The sequence below is a fragment of the Sphingobium sp. Cam5-1 genome, from assembly GCF_015693305.1.
Classification (GTDB): Bacteria; Pseudomonadota; Alphaproteobacteria; order Sphingomonadales; family Sphingomonadaceae; genus Sphingobium.
Map to the genome: position 1 here is coordinate 882,478 of NZ_CP065139.1, position 18,439 is coordinate 900,916.

Annotated in this window: 16 protein-coding genes; 9 read left to right on the plus strand and 7 right to left on the minus strand. The window is 64.0% G+C overall.

The window, feature by feature from the left end; genetic code table 11:
* The 3 genes from IZV00_RS17960 to IZV00_RS17970 all read right to left on the minus strand — a co-directional run bounded on the left by IZV00_RS17960 (position 1) and on the right by IZV00_RS17970 (position 4,052).
* Complete coding sequence (locus IZV00_RS17960) at positions 1 to 1,077, minus strand: helix-turn-helix transcriptional regulator (RefSeq protein WP_196226963.1); 1,077 nt, start codon at positions 1,075 to 1,077, stop codon at positions 1 to 3.
* 56 nt (positions 1,078 to 1,133) lie between these two features.
* Positions 1,134 to 3,395, minus strand: coding sequence for a TonB-dependent receptor (locus IZV00_RS17965; protein ID WP_196226964.1), 2,262 nt, complete (start codon positions 3,393 to 3,395; stop codon positions 1,134 to 1,136).
* A 123-nt stretch (positions 3,396 to 3,518) separates the two neighbouring features.
* Positions 3,519 to 4,052 carry a nuclear transport factor 2 family protein gene (locus tag IZV00_RS17970; protein WP_196226965.1) on the minus strand — a complete coding sequence of 178 codons (534 nt, stop codon included), beginning with the start codon at positions 4,050 to 4,052 and terminating at the stop codon, positions 3,519 to 3,521.
* Between the two features lie 177 nt (positions 4,053 to 4,229).
* Between IZV00_RS17970 and IZV00_RS17975 the strand changes: the two genes are divergently transcribed.
* Positions 4,230 to 5,003, plus strand: coding sequence for an SDR family oxidoreductase (locus IZV00_RS17975; RefSeq protein WP_196226966.1), 774 nt, complete (start codon positions 4,230 to 4,232; stop codon positions 5,001 to 5,003).
* A 42-nt stretch (positions 5,004 to 5,045) separates the two neighbouring features.
* Here IZV00_RS17975 and IZV00_RS17980 read toward each other — a convergent pair whose 3' ends face one another.
* From IZV00_RS17980 to IZV00_RS17995, 4 genes are read right to left on the minus strand one after another with little or no spacing between them, the layout of a single operon-like run.
* The gene (locus tag IZV00_RS17980) at positions 5,046 to 5,900 is read right to left on the minus strand and encodes an SDR family NAD(P)-dependent oxidoreductase (RefSeq protein WP_196226967.1); all 855 of its coding nucleotides are present in this window, start codon (positions 5,898 to 5,900) and stop codon (positions 5,046 to 5,048) included.
* 30 nt (positions 5,901 to 5,930) lie between these two features.
* The gene (locus tag IZV00_RS17985) at positions 5,931 to 6,725 is read right to left on the minus strand and encodes a glucose 1-dehydrogenase (protein ID WP_196226968.1); all 795 of its coding nucleotides are present in this window, start codon (positions 6,723 to 6,725) and stop codon (positions 5,931 to 5,933) included.
* Between the two features lie 28 nt (positions 6,726 to 6,753).
* Positions 6,754 to 7,698, minus strand: coding sequence for an SDR family NAD(P)-dependent oxidoreductase (locus IZV00_RS17990; RefSeq protein ID WP_196226969.1), 945 nt, complete (start codon positions 7,696 to 7,698; stop codon positions 6,754 to 6,756).
* Between the two features lie 34 nt (positions 7,699 to 7,732).
* Complete coding sequence (locus tag IZV00_RS17995; protein ID WP_196226970.1) at positions 7,733 to 9,325, minus strand: GMC family oxidoreductase; 1,593 nt, start codon at positions 9,323 to 9,325, stop codon at positions 7,733 to 7,735.
* 291 nt (positions 9,326 to 9,616) lie between these two features.
* Here IZV00_RS17995 and IZV00_RS18000 point away from each other — a divergent pair, with 291 nt between their 5' ends.
* From IZV00_RS18000 to IZV00_RS18035, 8 genes are all read left to right on the plus strand, one after another.
* The gene (locus IZV00_RS18000) at positions 9,617 to 10,135 is read left to right on the plus strand and encodes an SRPBCC domain-containing protein (RefSeq protein ID WP_196226971.1); all 519 of its coding nucleotides are present in this window, start codon (positions 9,617 to 9,619) and stop codon (positions 10,133 to 10,135) included.
* Between the two features lie 16 nt (positions 10,136 to 10,151).
* Positions 10,152 to 11,057 carry a LysR substrate-binding domain-containing protein gene (locus IZV00_RS18005; RefSeq protein ID WP_196226972.1) on the plus strand — a complete coding sequence of 302 codons (906 nt, stop codon included), beginning with the start codon at positions 10,152 to 10,154 and terminating at the stop codon, positions 11,055 to 11,057.
* A 133-nt stretch (positions 11,058 to 11,190) separates the two neighbouring features.
* A complete protein-coding gene (locus IZV00_RS18010) occupies positions 11,191 to 12,168 on the plus strand; it encodes an NADPH:quinone oxidoreductase family protein (RefSeq protein WP_230463482.1) in 978 nt (325 codons plus the stop codon).
* A 14-nt stretch (positions 12,169 to 12,182) separates the two neighbouring features.
* Complete coding sequence (locus tag IZV00_RS18015) at positions 12,183 to 14,267, plus strand: 3-hydroxyacyl-CoA dehydrogenase NAD-binding domain-containing protein (RefSeq protein ID WP_196226974.1); 2,085 nt, start codon at positions 12,183 to 12,185, stop codon at positions 14,265 to 14,267.
* A complete protein-coding gene (locus tag IZV00_RS18020; protein WP_196226975.1) occupies positions 14,264 to 15,466 on the plus strand; it encodes an acyl-CoA dehydrogenase family protein in 1,203 nt (400 codons plus the stop codon). Before IZV00_RS18015 ends, IZV00_RS18020 begins: the two co-directional genes overlap by 4 nt.
* A complete protein-coding gene (locus IZV00_RS18025) occupies positions 15,459 to 16,502 on the plus strand; it encodes a phosphotransferase family protein (protein WP_196226976.1) in 1,044 nt (347 codons plus the stop codon). The genes IZV00_RS18020 and IZV00_RS18025 overlap by 8 nt, the downstream gene beginning before the upstream one ends.
* Positions 16,499 to 17,539 carry an alpha/beta fold hydrolase gene (locus IZV00_RS18030; protein ID WP_196226977.1) on the plus strand — a complete coding sequence of 347 codons (1,041 nt, stop codon included), beginning with the start codon at positions 16,499 to 16,501 and terminating at the stop codon, positions 17,537 to 17,539. The genes IZV00_RS18025 and IZV00_RS18030 overlap by 4 nt, the downstream gene beginning before the upstream one ends.
* The gene (locus IZV00_RS18035) at positions 17,536 to 18,363 is read left to right on the plus strand and encodes a sugar phosphate isomerase/epimerase family protein (RefSeq protein WP_196226978.1); all 828 of its coding nucleotides are present in this window, start codon (positions 17,536 to 17,538) and stop codon (positions 18,361 to 18,363) included. The genes IZV00_RS18030 and IZV00_RS18035 overlap by 4 nt, the downstream gene beginning before the upstream one ends.
* The last annotated feature ends 76 nt before the right edge of the window (positions 18,364 to 18,439 follow it).

Genomic DNA, 18,439 nt, shown 5'->3' on the forward strand with positions numbered 1-18,439 from the left:
TCAGATTTCAGACTCGCTGCCGATGGAACGCAGCAGCGTGATCAGCTCGACCTGCCGATGCGTGTTGGTCTTGGCAAATATCGCGCGCAGATGGGATCGCGTCGTGTTGTAGGCGATGCCCAAAGCGTCGGCGGCGTCCGCCAGCGTGGCTCCGTGGGCGAGGTGGAGAGCGAGTCCGGCTTCCGCCCGCGTGAGGTGAAAGCGCTCGCGCAAAAGTTCTTCCGATGGACCGGCGGGACGGCTGGGGTCCGCGATGAACAGGGCGATCCAGGCCCCGTCGCCATAGGCGGAGGAAGGGATGGCCCGCGCCCGCGCATGCAACGGCTGCCCGACGGCAGAGGCGATCTCGAACAGGATTTCCTCGCCCAGTGGCGGCGGGGAGGAAAGGATGCGGTTGATCGTGGCAGTGCTGGAACCCGTCCTTGGCTCAAGCTTGCCGTGCTGCTCAGCAATGACGCTGCCTTCTTCCAGCATATACGTGGCGAGCGTGTTGCGGCGCAGAATGCGGCCTTCCCGATCAAGGATCAGGGTCGCCACCGCCAGACCCGCCATGGCACTGCTGAACAGCTGGCTTTCCGCCTGCGTGCTCGTGAGCCGCGCGTGAAGGTCGAGCGCGATGCGCAGGTGCGGGATCAGCCGTTCGAGCAATTCCCTTTCGGCATCACCAAATTGCGGCTGGCCTTCGTCCCGTGTCAGGCGCAGCCGGACGGCGATATCAGGCAGACGATGCAGGTCTACGCCCAGAATTTCGCTGCTGCGCGCCACGTCCAGCCAATCGCGGAAGCGCGCCGGGACATGGTGCACGAAATCACGAAAGGAAACGACTTGCCCTTCCGGCAGGCCGACGAAGGGATCGGCCTGCGAGATGCGCTGATATTCCTGCGTGCGTTCCGGGTCCGCGCCCGGCGTGACATGGGCATCGATCCCGGCACTCCCCCGCCCGATCAGCAGCGTGGCGAAGGCCGTCTTGGTGATCGCCGCCAAGGCTCGCAGAAAATCCTCCCACGGCGGTGATCGCGTCAGCCCGCCGTAAAGCGTCTGCAACAGGTCGGCAAAGGCGGTATCGTCGCTCATCATTCAGATCCCCGCCTCCAGCCTCGACGATGGCAGTCACCGTCGAGGCCGTATCCGGTTCAGCGTCGCAGGGCCAGCGTCACGCTGTAGCGGCGGGGCGGCGAATAATAGGCCTCCGTAAAGCCGAAGCTGGTCGATGCATCATAGCCCGCCGTGATGATACGGCGATCGGTGATGTTATCGACGCCCACGCGCACCGACAGGCCGCTGTCCGCAAAGCGCAGTTCGGCGCTGGCGTTGAGGATCGCATGATCGGGCTGGCGCAGCAGCGGCGTGTTTTCCGCATCGACAAAGACCTGGCTCTTATAGGCTGCGTCCAGCCGCAGCACGCCTTCGACATTGTCGCTGAGCGGCGCTTGATAGACCGCGCTGGCATTGGCGGTGATATCGGGCGCCTGCTTCAGCTTGCGGTTGCTGACGTCGGTCGGCACGTTGTTGATGATCGAAACATATTCCAGATATTTGGCATCCAGCAAGCCGAGCGCGCCGGTGACGGTAAAGCGCGGCGACACCTTGAACGCGCCCTCAACTTCGATGCCCTGAATGCGGGACCGGCCTGCGTTTTCGTTACGGACGACGATCAGGCCGGTGGGACTGAGGGTGGATACCAATATCTGCTGGTCGCGATATTCGTTGCGGAACACGGCAAGGTTGATGGTGGCGATGCGGCCAAAACCCGCCTTCACCCCTGCTTCGTAGGAAGTCAGATGTTCCGGATCATAGGAACCGATTTCCTCAAGCGACGTAGGCCGCCCGTTGAACCCGCCGGACCGGAAGCCGCGCGAGTAGGAGGCGTAGGCCATCAGGTTCGGCCGGAACTTGTAGGAAAGCGAGGCACGGGGCGTAAAGGCATCCCAGCTCTTTTCCAGCGTATAGCTGGGCGTCCCCGCCAGCAGCGGCTCGCCCGAATAGATGCGGATCGCCGACTGGGAAAACTTCTTCTTCTCCCAGGTATAACGCGCACCCAGTTCCAGCGAGAGGCCGTCGGTCAGCTCATAATTGCCGTTCGCGAACAGCGCGAGATTGTCGGTGCGCTGGCGGTTGCGGAAATCGATGTTGAAATCGAGCGAGGATGCAGGGATGGAGAAGTTCGGCGCGATCGGGAACGGATCAAGCCCTGCCGCCACCAGCGCGTCAAACAACCCATCCGCCACGATCAGCCGCGTATTGTCGCGCGTCTTTTCACGGTAGGCGAATGCGCCCAGCAACAATGTGCCGCGCCCGCCCAGATCGAGCGACAGCTGCAATTCCTGACTGATCTGCCGCGCCCGCTCGTCATGAATGTCGCCCGCATAATTGACCGCCGACGACGCGTCGCCGTCCCGACCGAACAGCGCATCAACATAGCGATAGGCGGTGATCGACTTCAACGTCGCCCCGCCCAGATCCTTTGTCAGGGTCAGCGATGCATTCACCGCGTCGGTCTGATCCTTGTTCAACTCGGGATTGCTGTCGGTACGGTCGATGTCGCCCGGCACGGTGCAGCAGGGCGCGATGAAGGTCGATTGCAGGATGGAGAAGAAGGTCGGCGTGAAGGCGATCATGCTATGCGGCGCGCTGTGCTGGCGCCGGTGCAGTCCATCGACCTGCAACACCGCGTCCAGCCCTTCGCCATCATAATGCAGCGCCAGCTTCCCCGCGACGACATTGCGGTTGCCCAGATTGTCGCCGGAGGGGATTTTCTGCCACCCCTCGCCAAATTCGCCCAGCGCCGCGACGCCCAGTGACCAGCTGTCCGACAGCGGCGTTTCGGCATAGACGCGCCCGCGCACCGTGTTGAACGACCCATATCGCAGGTCGGCTTCGATCTTCCGCTCGCCTTGCGGCACCGCCGACACGATGTTGATCGCGCCGCCGACCGTATTCTTGCCGAACAGCGTGCCCTGTGGCCCGCGCAGCACTTCGATGCGGTCGATGCCCAGCAACTCGGTCGTCGCGCCAAATGTGCGGGCGACATAGACGCCATCAATATAGACGCCGACCGCCGGATCGGACGTGATGATGAAGTCATTTTCGCCGACGCCCCGAATAAAGGGCGCGATGCCACCGCTATTGCCGCCCTGGCCCGGCGTGAACTGGATATTGGGCGCGATCTGGCTGATCTGCGTCACATTGTCGAGGCCGCGGCTGTCGAGAGCCGAAGCATCTACCGCGCTCACCGCGATCGGCACATCCTGCAACCGTTCTTCGCGGCGGCGGGCCGTTACGACGATGTCACTGTCGCTGGCGGCGTCTGCTCCCGCCGCTGCCGTTTGCGACAGCGCGGCCCCCGGTGCGGCCAGAGCGATCAGCGATACGATCGGATATAGCGTCTTGCGCATGCTTTCCTCCCCAAAAAAAGCGTAATTTTGTTATTGCGGGCGACTATAACGCCGCCCGCCTTATTCTTCAGCAACCCGCCGCAAAAATGGCGCAGCTGTTGCGTTCGTGCATCATCCGTCGGCTCAGGCCGCTTCCCACTCAATCAAATGGCTGATGTCGCTGCGCTGTTCGGGCTTGCGGCCAGCGGTGGCGAGGTGGTGCGAGGTGATCTGCGCGTCGGCGGCCAGCGGACGGATCATTTCGAACACGCGGTCATATTCGGTGCGCGCGATCTTCCACACGCCATCTTCACGCCGGTAGACGTCGCGGTAAATGGCGCTGCCGATGGTGTGGCTGCCCCGTTCCACATCGATGAAGATATCCTCCAGATACCACAGCCCCTCGGCGTCATTTTCGCCGGTCAGAGTGATTTCGGGCATGTGGCCGTGATGCATGGCGACCGCGCCGGAATGGAAGCTGTTCGCAAGGAACTCCAGCATATTGTCACGGCCAGCCAGCCGGACGCGATAGGTGCCGCCACGATAATCAACGGTCAGGTCTTCCGTGAACAGGGCGCCGAGCAGCGTCAGATCGGCCGTGTCGATTCCCCGGAAATAGCGATGCTTGAGCATCCGGATATCTTCCAGATCGCTCAGCTGCTGCACGGTATAAGCCATCAAACCTCTCCATATGTGACGCGATATGCGATTATTATGCGTCCCCTATACCTGATCTGCGTAACAATCTGCAATGACCACTGCATTATGTCTGGCGAAGGATGGCGCAGATTGAGTATGGGGCCTATCCATGCGATGCGCCCGCTGCGCATTTCTCGAAACTGAAAGGATAGGGCCGTGGGCGAAACGGGAGTTGGCAAGTTTGCGATCGTCACAGGCGGCACGCGCGGCATAGGCGCGGCGATCGTCCGGCGTTTGCTGGCGGAGGGCTATGCGGTGGCGACCTGCGGGCGCACTGCTCCGGATGAACCGATCGGGGCCGAAGGAAAGACGGCGGAATTTGCATCCTGCGACATTCGCGATCCTGCGGCGGTGTCGGACTGGATTGCCCAGCTTGTCGCGCGCCATGGCCGCATCGACCTGGTCGTCAACAATGCAGGCGGATCGCCGCAGGCCGACGCCGCGACGGCCAGCCCGCGCTTTTCCGAACGCATCCTGCAACTCAATCTGCTCGCGCCGCTGCATGTCGCGCAGGCCGCCTATCCGCATCTGAAAGCGGTGGGCGGATCGATCGTCAACATCGCCAGCGTATCAGGCGCGCGGCCCTCGCCCGACACGGCGATCTATGGCGCGGCAAAGGCGGGCCTGCTCAGCCTGACCACCAGCCTGGCGCAGGAATGGGGGCCGGAGGTGCGGGTCAACGCCATCATTGTCGGCCTGATCGAGACCGAGACGGCAGAAATGACCTATGGCACGCAGGCGGCGCAGGATCGGATCGCGTCTTCGATTCCGCTGAAGCGCATGGGCCGGGGCAGCGACATCGCCGAAGCGGTGGTGTTCCTGGGTTCGCCAGCCGCCGCCTATGTCAGCGGCGCGCGCCTTGAAGTGCATGGCGGTGGCGAACGGCCGCTGTTCCTGGAAATCGTCAAGGAAGAGGCCGCGAAGGCCTGATAAAGAAGGGCCGGGCGAGCCTGAACCCGCCCGGCCTTTGCTTCAGATACCCAGCAGCGCGCGCTGCTGCTCGCCCAGTTCCGGATTGCTCTGGTTCTGGAAGAAGGCAATGCGGCCAGCGACCGCCTGCTCGGTCATTTCCGGCTGGCTCGAAATCCAGAATTTGCGCGCGGCAAGGCCCTCTACAAAGACGCGGCAGCCTTCGTCCAGGTCCATGCCGTAATTGGCCATCATATGGGCCATCGTCGCACGGTGCCCCGCAGCGCTCTCCGGCTCGCCAACGCCTGCATCGGCGTCAAAGATGCTGGTCTTCAGCATGCCCGGAATGATCGAGCAGACGTTGATCGGCGCCTTTGCGACCTGCATTTCCAGATAGAGGCATTCGCTGAACGACTGGATGGCGTGCTTGCTCATGATATAGGCGGTCTGCGTCGGCATCTGGCCGAACGAGCCGATGGAGGCGAGGTTCGCGATCCACGCTTCCTGACCCACGCGCAGCATGTGCGGCACGAAGGCGCGGACGCCATGCACGACGCCATGGATGTTGACGTTCAGCGTCGTTTCCCAGCGCGCCGTGGGAATTTCCCAAACATTGCCGATCGTCTCGATGCCCGCATTGTTGATCAGCAGGCGAACCGCGCCATGCCGGTCGAACACATCCTGCGCCAGCGCATCGAGCGCTTCGGGCTTTGACACATCCAGCTGGATCGCTTCCGCCTTGCCGCCAGCCGCGATGATCTCAGCGGCAACCTTGTCGGCGCGGCCCTTGTCGATGTCGGTGACGATGACAGTCATGCCGATCTGGCCGCAGCGGCGGGCAAAGCCCATGCCGATGCCAGCGCCCGCGCCGGTAATGACGGCGACACCGCCCGAAAAGACCTTTTCTTCTTCAGTCATGCTCATGCTTCTCCAAAAATTGTGTCGCGATCAGATCGAACTTATCGATGCGGGCGCAGCGGGCAGATAATGATGATAGTAACCAGCCGCCCAGCCGCCATCGACCGCCAATTCAGCGCCGCAGATATAGCTTGCCTCGTCGGAACACAGGAACAGGCTGGCGGCGGCGATCTCCTCAGGCTCGCCGATCCGCTGCAACGGCACGCGCTCATAGCCGTAATTCTTGGCATCGCCTTCCAGCGCCTGCGGATTGCCCATCATCGTGTTGACGCCGCCCGGATGCACCGAATTCACGCGCACGCCCTGATGGCCAAATTCCAGCGCCGCGCTCTTGGTGAAGCCGCGCACCGCCCATTTGGAACTGCTGTAGAGCGAAACCGAATTGACGCCGCGAAGGCCGTCCACCGACGATATGTTGACGATGGACCCGCGCTTGGCCGCACACATCTTCGCGCCGACATGCTTCAGCCCCAGCATCGTGCCCTTGACGTTGATGCCCAGAACGCGGTCAATGTCCGCGACGCTAAGCTCGGTGATCGGGCCGAAAGCCACGACCGCCGCATTGTTGACCAGCGCATCGATCCGGCCATGGCGGGCGATGACCGCATCGACCAGCGCGGTCCAGCTGGCTTCGTCCGACACGTCCAGACGTTGGAACATCGCCGCATCGCCAATATCGGCGGCCAATGCCTGGCCTTCGGCTTCCAGCACGTCGGCGATGACCACCTTCGCGCCCTCGCGCGCGAACAGGCGGATCGTCGCTTCGCCCATGCCACGCGCGCCGCCGGTGACGATGGCGACCTTGTCTTGCAACCTGCCAGTCATGATTCCTGCTCTTCCTTGCTGATCAAACTTACTGAATAAAGGCCTTGAACGCGGCCCAGGGCACGTCCGAGGTGTAGAGGGCGGCTTCGTCCATCGACCCAGCCGGAATATGGAAACCGCTCGTGTCCATCACTGTATCGAATTGTGCAAGCGCCGTTTCGGGGGTCCAGTCCTTGTCGGTCGCGCGATAGCCGCGCGTGACGCCCGCGAACACCCGTGTATAGCCGCCCCCGCCAGCGGTGAACATCTCGCCATTGCATGGTGCGCTGTCATGGGCCAGCATCGCCACGACCGGCGCAACCGCGCGCGCGGGGAAGTCTCGCTCCATCAGGCCGTGAATTTCCGGTCCCATCAGCTGCGTCATGCGGCTGCCCGCGATCGGCATGATGGCATTGATCTTGACGTCCTTGCCCTGCGCCTGCGTTGCAGAGGCCAATGCGCGCGTCATCGCCCAGACAGCTCCCTTGGCGGCGGGATAGGGCACCGCGCTGCCCATGCCGAACCATGACCCGGACGAGATATTGACGATCCGCCCGAAGTTGCGTCCCAGCATGCCGTCCCATACCGCGCGGCACAGGTAAAAGGTGCCGCTGGCCGAAACAGCCATGTCCTTGTCCCACTGCTCATCGGTCACCGTCGACAATGTCCCCGACGCACTGACGATGCCCGCATTGTTGACCAATATGTCGACGCGGCCCCATCGCGTCAGCGCGTCCTGCACGATTGCCTCCGCGCCAGCCGATGTCGCCACGCTGTCGCCATTGGCCTCTGCAATGCCGCCAGCATCGCGGATCTCGCGGGCAGCGGCTTCGGCATAGCCCTCATCCTTGCCCTCGCCCTGAAAATTGCCGCCAAGGTCGTTGACCAGCACCTTGGCCCCGCGCGCGGCGAGCAGGGCGGCATAGGCCTTGCCCAATCCGCCGCCCGCACCCGTAACGATCGCTACCTTATCGTCGAAACGCAGCTCAGACATCGGCCTCTCCTCTATCTTCCCGATCGCAAGGGCGTCAGGCGTTCAGAATCATGTCGGCAGCCTTTTCGGCCACCATCATGGTCGGGACATTGGTGTTGCCGCCGGGCACGCGGGGCATGACGGACGCATCGACGACGCGCAGACCGGCAATGCCGCGCACCCGCAGCTGCGGATCGACCACCGCCATCGGATCATGCCCCATGCGGCAGGTGCCCACGGCATGAATGTCGGAAATGGCGGTCTCGCGCAGATAGGCGTCCAGTTCATCATCCGACTGGATGCTTGCGCCGGGCGCCAGCTCCTCGCCCCGGAAGGGATCGAAGGGCGCCTGCGCGAAAATGTTGCGCACCGCGCGGATGGCGGCGCGGCCCATCGCCATGTCCTTGGGCGTCGAAAGGATGTTGGGATCGATCGCCAGCGGCGCGGACGCATCCGATCCCGTCAGCTTTATCTCGCCCACGCTTTCCGGGTTCAGCAGGTCGATATGTGCGAAATAGCCATGATCCATGATCAGCTTGCGCCCCATCGCTTCGTAAAGGGCCATCGCGAAATGCACCTTCACGTCGGGATATTCCGCGCCCGGCATGGTCTTCAGATACGCGCCAATCTCCGCCGGAGGACTGGCCAGCGGCCCCTTGCGGAACAGCAGGAAGTTCGCGACCGCCTTCGCCGCGACCAGCGGGTGGAAGACGTTGAAGAGCGACACCGGCTGCGTGCAATATTGCTTCACGCTGACCGCGACATGATCCCGGTAATTCTGACCGACGCCGGGCAAGTGATGCACCACCGGCGCGCCAACCTGACGCAGATGCTCCGCGTCACCAATGCCGGACAGCATCAATATCCAGGGCGAATGGATGGCGCCCGCCGACAGGATGACCTCGCGCGTCGCGTTCGCCTGTTCAAGCTGTCCCGCGCGCCGCCAGCTGACGCCGGTCGCACGCCCGTCCTCCATGATCACGCGCTCCACATTAGCGCCGGTGATGACACGCAAATTCGGCCGTTTGAGCGCAGGCGTCAGATAAGCGCGCGCCGCGCTCCATCGCCGCCCGGCTGACGCGGTGACATCGGCGGGCACCACGCCCTCGCGCTGCGATCCGCTGGGGTCGTCATTATAGGGCACGCCCGCCGCGATCGATGCATCGCGGAACGCTTTGGCCAGTGGATTGTGGATGCCCGGCCGAGAGACCAGCACCGGCCCGCCCCGGCCATGATAGCCTTCCTCGCCGCCGGGCTGGAAATCCTCCAGCTTCTTGAAATAGGGGAGCACATCGTCATAGCTCCACCCTTCGTTCCCCAACTGCCGCCAGCCGTCATAGTCCGCCGCCGCGCCCCGGTCATAGACCATGCCGTTGATGGAGGAGGACCCGCCCAGCACCTTGCCGCGCGGCGTGTACATCTGCCTTCCGCCCGCATTGGCCTGCGGCACGCTGACATGCATCCACTGGAACATGCCGCGATACATGATCGGCAGCAGCCCGCCCGGCGCATGGATGAAGACGCTGTTATCCTTGCCGCCCGCTTCCAGCAGCAGCACGCGATTGCGTGGATTTTCCGACAGGCGCCCGGCCAGCGCGCATCCCGCCGATCCGCCGCCCGCGATGATGAAGTCGTAACTATCGGCCATGATCTCTCCCGCGCGTCATGCTGACGTCTGTCGTGCTGTGCGATGTCGGCGCCGCAGAGACTCGGCCGAATATGCCGGTGCAAGCGGGGTTGCCGATGATGTCTTGCGTGCTGAATTGGTCAATATGATACGCAGGTCAAGCCGGATTTACCCTGTCCGCTACCATTGACCGGCGGACATCGCCTGTTATTGTCTACGCAAACAAACGCGCCATTCAGCGGAATCTGCGGCATTCGCGTCGCCCAAATGCCGTGCCACGCTTGCCGGTTTGCACATATCAAGGAGAAGAGGATGTCCACCGAAACCCTGACCGCTGATCGCTTCGATCCCTTCAAAGTCTATGATCCCGAGACGCTGGTCGCGTCCGACCCCATCGAAATCGACGCGCCCGCGATGGTCGTGTGGAAGATACTGACCGACATGCCGCGTTATGGCGAATGGAATCCCTTCTGCGTCTGGGCGGAATCCACGCTGGAGATGGGCGCGCCCGTCTATATGCGGCTGGTCAATTACGCCAATCCCGGTTCGCTCGCGCCCAATTGCGAATATGTCTGCGCGTTCGAACCGGGCCGCCTCTTGTCCTGGGAACTGAAGGATAGTGAAGCTTGGCCCTATCCCGCCCGCCGCGACCAGATCATCGAGGAACTTGGGGCCGAAAAGTGCCGCTATCAGTCGACCGACGCCTTCACCGGCCCGAACGGCATCCATGTCATGCGCTTTTGCGGCCCATGGGTGACGCGCGCCTTCAACGACTCGGCCAAGGCTCTGAAGGCACGCGCCGAAGCGATGCACCGCGGCGAAATAAGCTGATCGCCGCTGCCAAGGGGTGAGGATAACTTTACGCCAGATCGCGGTATTCGAAGCCGTCGCCCGCACCGGCAGCGTGGCGGGCGCGGCTGACGAAATCGGCCTCAGCCCCTCGGCGGCGAGCATGTCGCTCAAGGACCTCGAAACCCATCTGGGCGTCCAGCTGTTCGCCCGCTCCGGCCGCCGCATGATGCTGACCGACCGGGGCCGGCCGATGCTGGAAATGGCGCGCGGCATATTGGTGCAGGTCGCGGACCTTGAATCCCTCTCCCTGCCCGAAGAAGTGCGCGGACGGTTGCGCATCGGCGCGGCGGTGCCCGTGGGCGATTATGTGCTGCCCGGCCTTTGCGCCGCCTTCATGCGCCTGCATCCCGGCGTTCGGGTGGAGATGCGCATCATGCCGTCCCATGAGGTAATGGAGGGCGTGCGCAACATGGCGCTGGACGTCGGCTTCGTCGGCGCGCCGGTCAATTCGAGCTATCTGGAGGCCGAACCCTGGCTGCGCGACCGGCTGGTCGTGTGCGCCGCCCCGGACCATCCCCTCGCTGGCCTTCCCACGGTGCCGCTGGCCGAATTGACGGACGAGCCTTGGGCGCTGGAAAAGACCCTGTCGAGCGAACGCATCTCCTTCACCGTCGAAACGCTCAAATCCATGAACTCGCTCAACATCGTATTCGAAGGCGAGAGCGTCGAAGCGATCAAGCGCATCGTCCGCGACGGCGCTGTGCTTGCCTGCCTGTCCAGCCTGACCGTGGCCGATGAGTTGGCGCGCGGCGACCTCGTCGAACTGGCCGTGCCGGAACTCGACTTCACCCGCATCGTCAGCTTGGTAAGCCGCCGCGACACCCAGCAGCCCCAGGCTTGCCGCGCCTTCCACCAATTCGCCCGCCAGTGGGGCGAACAATCGGGCCAATCAGGAAAATAGCGCCTCCGATCAATCATCCATCAGTTTTTCTGATGTCATGCGTCGGAATTACGAAATGGTAGCATCGCCTCCAAAGGCCTAATCAGGTGGGACACGCCCAGTAGGTGTGTTCAAGGAGAGTGTTGTGAAAGCCATGATCTGCACCGCATTCGCGCCAGTCGAAGAGTTGCAACATGGCGATTTCCCCGCGCCACAAGCAGGGCCGGGGGAAGTGGTGATCGACGTCGCAGCCGCCGGGGTAAATTATCCCGACGTGCTGATCGTGCAGGGCAAATATCAGACAAAGCCACCCCTGCCGTTCGTCCCCGGTAGTGAAGCAGCGGGGCGCATCGCCGCCGTTGGGCCTGACGTTACAGGCTTCACCGCCGGGGACCGCGTCATCGCCTTCACCGGCAGCGGAGCCTTCGCCGAGCAGGTGCGCGTCCCCGCGACGCAAGTCTGGCCGGTGCCCGACGGCGTCGATCTGGAAGTCGCGGCGGGCATCTCCATCACCTATGGCACATCCTATCATGCGCTAAAGGACCGCGCACAACTCAAGCCCGGCGAAACGCTGCTGGTACTCGGCGCGGGCGGAGGCGTCGGCCTGACCGCCGTGGAACTGGGCAAGCATATGGGAGCGCGCGTCATCGCCGCCGCCTCCAGCGCGGAAAAGCTCGCGCTCGCCAATGCGCAGGGCGCGGACGAGCTGATCGACTATGCGCAGGAGGATCTGCGCGAACGCCTCAAGCAGCTGACGGACGGAAAGGGCGTCGATGTCGTCTATGACCCGGTCGGCGGCCCCATGAATCTGACCGCCGTCAAAAGCCTCGCCTGGGGCGGCCGCCTGCTGATCATCGGTTTTGCCGGTGGCGAAATCCCCTCCATCCCCGCCAATCTGCTGCTCTTGAAAAGCGCGTCGGCCGTTGGCGTCCTCTGGGGCAACAGCGTCCGCGCCGATCCGGTCGCGCAGGGCGCGAACATGCGCCAGCTGCTCGCCTGGCTGGCGGACGGCTCACTGAAGCCCGTCATCGACACGCGCTTCGCCCTGCCCGACGCAGTGGCCGCGCTCCAGCATCTCGAAAAACGCAAGGTGAAGGGCAAGGTGCTCCTGACCCTCCAGCCCGCATCCTGAACAGGAAATCCCTCATGTCGCAAACAGTCAGCTTCCACACCCACGGCGCGATCGCCGAAGCGGTGATCGACAATCCCCCGGTCAACGCGACCTCCGCCAGCGTGCGGCAGGGCCTGGCCGAAGCGCTCCGCCAGTTGGAGTCCGATCCCGCCCTCCAGGCGCTCGTCATCCGTTGCGAAGGCAAGACCTTCATCGCAGGCGCGGACATCAAGGAATTCGGCAAGCCCATGGCCGATCCGGGCCTGGCGCTGGTCATGGAAATGATGGACCATTCGACCAAGCCGATCATCGCCGCCGTCCATGGCACAGTGCTGGGCGGCGGTCTCGAAGTCGCGCTCGCCTGCCACTATCGCATCGCCGCACCGGGCACGAAATTCGGCTTTCCCGAAGTGAAGCTCGGCCTGATGCCCGGCGGCGGTGGCACGCAGCGCACGCCGCGCCTCGCTGGCCTCGCCACCGCGATCAAGCTGGTGACCGAAGGCAACCAGATCAGCACGGATGACGCGCTGAAGTCCAACCTCATCGATGCCGTCGCATCTGGCGGCGACCTCGCAGCCGAAGCCCGCAGCTTCGCGGAAAAGCTGGTGGCGGAAGGGAAGGGCGCGCGCAGCTCTTCCACGCTCCCCATGCCAGCCGATGATCCGGCCCTGTTCGAAGAAGCCCGCAAGACCGTCGCCAAAAAGATGCGCGGCCAAACCGCACCCCTGCGCGCGCTCGAAGCCATGCGCCTAGGCTATGAACTGCCCTTCGACGAAGCCGTTCGCCAGGAACTCGCCATCTTCCGCGAATGCATGAACGGGTCGCAGTCAAAGGCGCTGCGCCACCTCTTCGCCGCCGAACGCGAAGTCGCCCGCATCCCCGGCCTCGCGCCCGACACGCTGACCCGCAACATCGAGCGGGTAGGCGTCATCGGCCTCGGCGTCATGGGACGCGGCATCGTCATGGCGGTCGTCAGCGTCGGCATTCCCGTCATCGCCGTCGGCCTCGACCAACCGAACATCGACGCCGCGATGAGGGCGATCACCAAAATGTGGTCCTCCTCCGTCGCCAAGGGGAGCATGTCCCAAGAGACGATGGACAAGCGCCTCGCGCTCATCACCACCAGTGCCGATCCCCGCGACCTTTCACCGACGCAGCTGGTGATCGAGGCGGTGACCGAGGATCTGGAAACCAAGAAGGCCGTCTTCGCGAAATTGGGCGACGTCACGCCCGCCGGAACCATCCTCGCCTCCAACACCAGCTTCCTCAATATCGACACGCTGGCGGAAGCATCGGGGCGGCCCGAAGATGTGTGCGGCATGCACTTCTTCAACCCCGCCAATGTCATGCGCCTGCTGGAAAATGTCCGCGCCGCAAAGACGGACCCCGAAGTCGTCGCGACGATCATGGCGCTGGGCAAGCGCATCGGCAAATTGCCCGTCCTGTCGGGCGTATGCGACGGTTTCATCGTCAACCGCATGCTATCCAAGCGCTCCCGCGAGGGCTTCTTCCTTGTCGAGGAGGGCGCAAAGCCCGCCGCCATCGACAAGGTGCTTTTGTCCTATGGCTTCCCCATGGGGCCGTTCGCGCTGGGCGATCTCGCCGGGCTGGACGTTCAGGCCGCCGCCCGCAAGGCCCGCGCCGCCACCGCGACGGAGCGCGAATTGCGCGCCGACTTCCCCGAACAGATGGTCGCCGCCGGACGCCTCGGGCAAAAGACCGGCTCCGGCTGGTACAGCTATGACGAAAACCGCAAGGCCAGCGCCAACCCGCTGACCGACGAAATGATCGCAGCCCATGCGAAGCGCCACGGCCTCAAGCTGCGAGAGGTCGGCGAGGATGAAATCCGCGATCGCCTGCTCTACGCAATGGTCAATGAAGGCGCGAAGCTGCTGAGCGAAGGCATCGTGCCGCGCCCGCATGAAATCGACGTCGCGCTGGTGAACGGCCTGGGCTGGCCCAGCTACACCGGCGGCCCCATGCATTGGGCCGACCAGATCGGCCTCGACAAGCTGCTCGCCACCATCGAGCAATTCCGCGCCGAACAGGGCGACGCCTATTGGACCCCCGCGCCGCTGCTCGTCCAATATGCGCGCGAGGGCAGGGGCTTTTACGCATGAGCTACGATCCCAACACAAAGACTGCCGACCTGCTCGCCCGCCTGCGCGCCTTCATGGACGCGCACATCTATCCCAATGAGAAAGCCTATTATGAGGAGGTCGCGACTGGCGACCGCTGGGCGCACGTCACCCTGATCGACAGGCTCAAGCCGCTGGCGAAGGAAGCAGGCCTCTGGAACCTGTTCCTCCCCGAAAGCACCCATGGCGCTGGCCTGACGAACCTCGAATATGCCCCACTCTGCGAGGAAATGGGCCGCGTCCACTGGTGCCCCGCCGTGTTCAACTGCGCCGCGCCCGACACCGGCAATATGGAAACGCTCGAACGCTTCGGCACGGAAGAGCATAAGGAACGCTGGCTGAAACCCATGCTGGCGGGCGAGATGCGCTCCGCCTTTGCCATGACGGAGCCGCAGGTCGCTTCGTCGGACGCGACCAACATTGAAAGCTCGATCGTCCGCGACGGCGATGATTATGTCATCAACGGCCGCAAATGGTGGATTTCGGGCATGGGGGAAGCGGACTGCGCGCTCATGATCTTCATGGGCAAGACAGACCCCACAGCACCCAAGCACAAGCAGCAGTCGATGATCCTCGTGCCCCGCGACACGCCCGGCATCACCGTGCTGCGCCCGATGACCGTCCTCGGCTATGACGATGCGCCGCACGGCCACATGGAAATCCTCTTCGAGAACGTCCGTGTGCCCGCTTCCAACATGCTGCTCGGCGAAGGACGCGGCTTCGAGATCGCGCAGGCCCGCCTTGGCCCCGGCCGCATCCATCATTGCATGCGCATGATCGGCATGGCCGAACGCGCGCTCGAAGCCATGTGCCGCCGCGTGAAGAGCCGCGTCGCCTTCGGCAAGCCGCTTGCCGAGCAGGGCGTCATCATCGAACGCATCGCCAACAGCCGCATCATGATCGATCAGGCGCGGCTCCTGACCCTCCACGCCGCACATCGCATGGACACGGTGGGTAACAAAGTGGCGAAGGCGGACATCGCGATGATCAAGGTCGCCGCGCCCAACATGGCCTGCCAGGTCATCGACTGGGCGATGCAGGCGCACGGCGCGGCAGGCATCAGCCAGGATTTCTTCCTCGCCAGCTACTACGCCCACGCCCGCAAGATCCGCTTCGCCGATGGCCCGGACGAGGTGCACCGCCACCAGCTGGGCCGCCTCGAACTCGCCAAATATGACTGACGTCCGCACGCTCGACACCAGCCGCCTTGGCCCATGGCTCCGCGCCCATGTGCCGGGCGCGGACGGCGAGATCGGTGCCGAGAAATTCGCAGGCGGCCAGTCCAATCCCACCTATCTCCTGTCGGTGGATGGCCAGGCCCGCTTCGTCCTGCGCCGCAAGCCCGACGGCGTCCTTCTCCCCTCGGCCCATGCCATAGAGCGCGAATATCGCGTCACCGATGCGCTGAAGGACAGCGCCGTCCCCGTCGCCCGCCCGCTCGCCCTGTGCGAGGACGCCAGCATAGTCGGCACGCCCTTCTTCCTCATGGACTATGCGCAAGGCCGCAACTTCTGGGACGCCCGCCTGCCGGACCTCACCCCCGCAGACCGCGCCGCCATCTATGACGAGATGAACCGCGTCCTCGCCGCCCTCCACGCCATCGACCCGGCGCAGGTCGGCCTCGCCGACTATGGCAAGCCCGGCAATTATTTCGCCCGCCAGATCGCCCGCTGGACCAAACAATATCGCGCCACGCAAACGCAGCAGCTCGACGCGATGGAGCAGCTGATCGACTGGCTCCCCGCCAACGATCCCGGCCTCGAAGCCAGCCGCATCGTCCACGGCGACTATCGCAACGACAATATGATCTTCGCCGCTGACGAGCCGCGCATCATCGCCGTCCTAGACTGGGAACTCTCAACCCTCGGCCACCCCCTCGCCGACCTTGCCCAGCATCTGATGGCGTGGCGCGTCCCAAAGGAAGGCTATCGCGGCCTGTCGGACGCAGACCTCCCCGCACTCGGCATCCCCTCCGAAACCGACTATCTCCAACGCTACGCAGAGCGCAGCGGCGCGGGTCCGATCGACCCCGCCCATTGGCGCTACGCCCTCGCCTTCGCCATGTTCCGCAACGCCGCCATCCGCCAGGGCGTCTATCACCGCGCGATCAGCGGCAATGCCTCAAGCGAAGCCGCCGCCATCCACGGCGCCCGTGCCGGAGAAATAGCGGGCCTCGCATGGCGCATCGCCCGCGGGGAAGAGGATGCCCATCTATGATAGAAAAACGGATCGACGTAGGCGGCTACCACCTCCGCGCGGTGGAACGGGGGGACGGGCCTCTCGTCTTCATGATCCACGGCTTCCCCGGCCTCGCCTGGTCATGGCGGCACCAGATGGAACCACTCGCGCAAGGAGGCTTTCGCGCCGTCGCCATCGACAGCCTCGGCTATGGCGGCAGCGACCGGCCCACCGATCCCGCCGCCTACACCGCCGACCGCATGCAGGCCTATCTGCTCGCCCTGCTCGACCATTATGAAGCGGACAAGGCCGTGATCGTCGGCCAGGATTTCGGCGCACAATATGCCTGGAACCTCGCCGTCCGCGCGCCCGAACGCGTGGCGGGCCTCATCGCCACCATCCCATACGATTATGACATGGCAGGACGCGCCATGCTCGGCAGCGCCCCGCGCCTCCCAGCGGACGCCCCAGCCAAGCCAGAAGCCTCTTCTCCCGATCGCCTCCCCAGCGAACGCTTCGCCGCCATGGCCGCCGAGCATTTCGTCCACTTCCACTATTTCATGGAAGCAGGCCCCGCCGAGCGCGAACTCGCCAACCGAGCACCGGAATTCCTCGCCCGCCTCTTCTACGCCCTCTCATCCAAGGGCGATCTCTGGAGCTGGAAAACGGTCTCCTCCGTCGGCAGCGGCTATCTAGACGTCCTGCCGCCAGCACCACCACTCCCCTGGCCCTGGCTCTCCCAGACAGAGTTCGACCGCTTCGTCAGCGAATATGTCGCCGCCGACCCGATGCTCCGCTTCATCGGCGGCCTCAACAGCTACCGCACCGCCGACGCAAACTGGCGCATCGGCGAGAAATGGGCAGACCATGATGTCGAAACGCCCACCCTGTTCCTCTATGGCGAAAAAGACCCGTCCTTCGGTTTCTTCACCGATTGGGAAGCGCGGATGCGCCAACGCGTCCCCGGCCTGCGCGACATCCTCGCGGTCCCGGAAGCAGGCCATTTCGTGCAGCAGGAACAGCCCGCCGCCTTCAACAAGGCCCTTCTGGACTTCGCCCGCTCGGTGACGCAATGACGGTGCGTCGCCCCATAGCAGGCCATCTCGGCCTAAGCTCGCCCGACCGGCCGATGCTGGCGCACCTCGCCCGCTCCGTGAGCCCACTGGATCAGATCGACGCACTCGCCGACCATGGCTTTAGCGGCGTGCAAGACCTGTTCATGATGCTGCGGCCGGAGGCTGAGCAAGTCGCGATAGCCGGCCGGATGGCGAGCCGCGGCCTTATCCTGTCCAGCTTCAGCGACCTCAAATATTGGAACCAGCCGGTTTGGAGCGCCGAAGATGAAACAGGCCTCGACCATCTGCGCAGCAGCGTAGAGCTGAGCATCGAAATCGCCACCCGCTTCAACGGCGGCAGCGTCGTCTGCGTGGCGGGCCTCGACAACCAACGCCCCCGCAAGGCGCAAATCGATGCGATGACGGAAAATCTGAAGCGCCATGCCGAACAAGCCGCGCGCAGCGGATTGACGCTGCTCGTCGAACCCATCGCGCCCAGCCGCATCCCCGGCCTCCTGCTCGACCAGCTGGAGGACGCGACGGAGATGGTCCGCGCCGTCGCCATGCCCTCGGTCCGCCTGCTGTTCGACACCGGCCATGTCGCGATGATGGGTCATGACGTGCCCTCATCCTTCGCCTCCTGCGCGAAGGAAACCGGCCTTATCCAGTTCGCCGACATCCCCGATCGCGTCGATCCGGGTCTTGGCGAACTGGATTGGCCCGCGATCCTTCAAGCAATAGGCGGCTATGATGGCATGATCGAACTTGAGTTCGAACCGGTCGACCCGACCGCGACCAGCGAAACGCAGATGCTCGACCGCCTGAAAGCACTCAGCATCCTCTGACAGCAAATCCCAATGTCCTAATCTGCTCCTTGTGACTTATCCTGCTCCTAGTCCTTGATCACCAATTTGGTAAAAA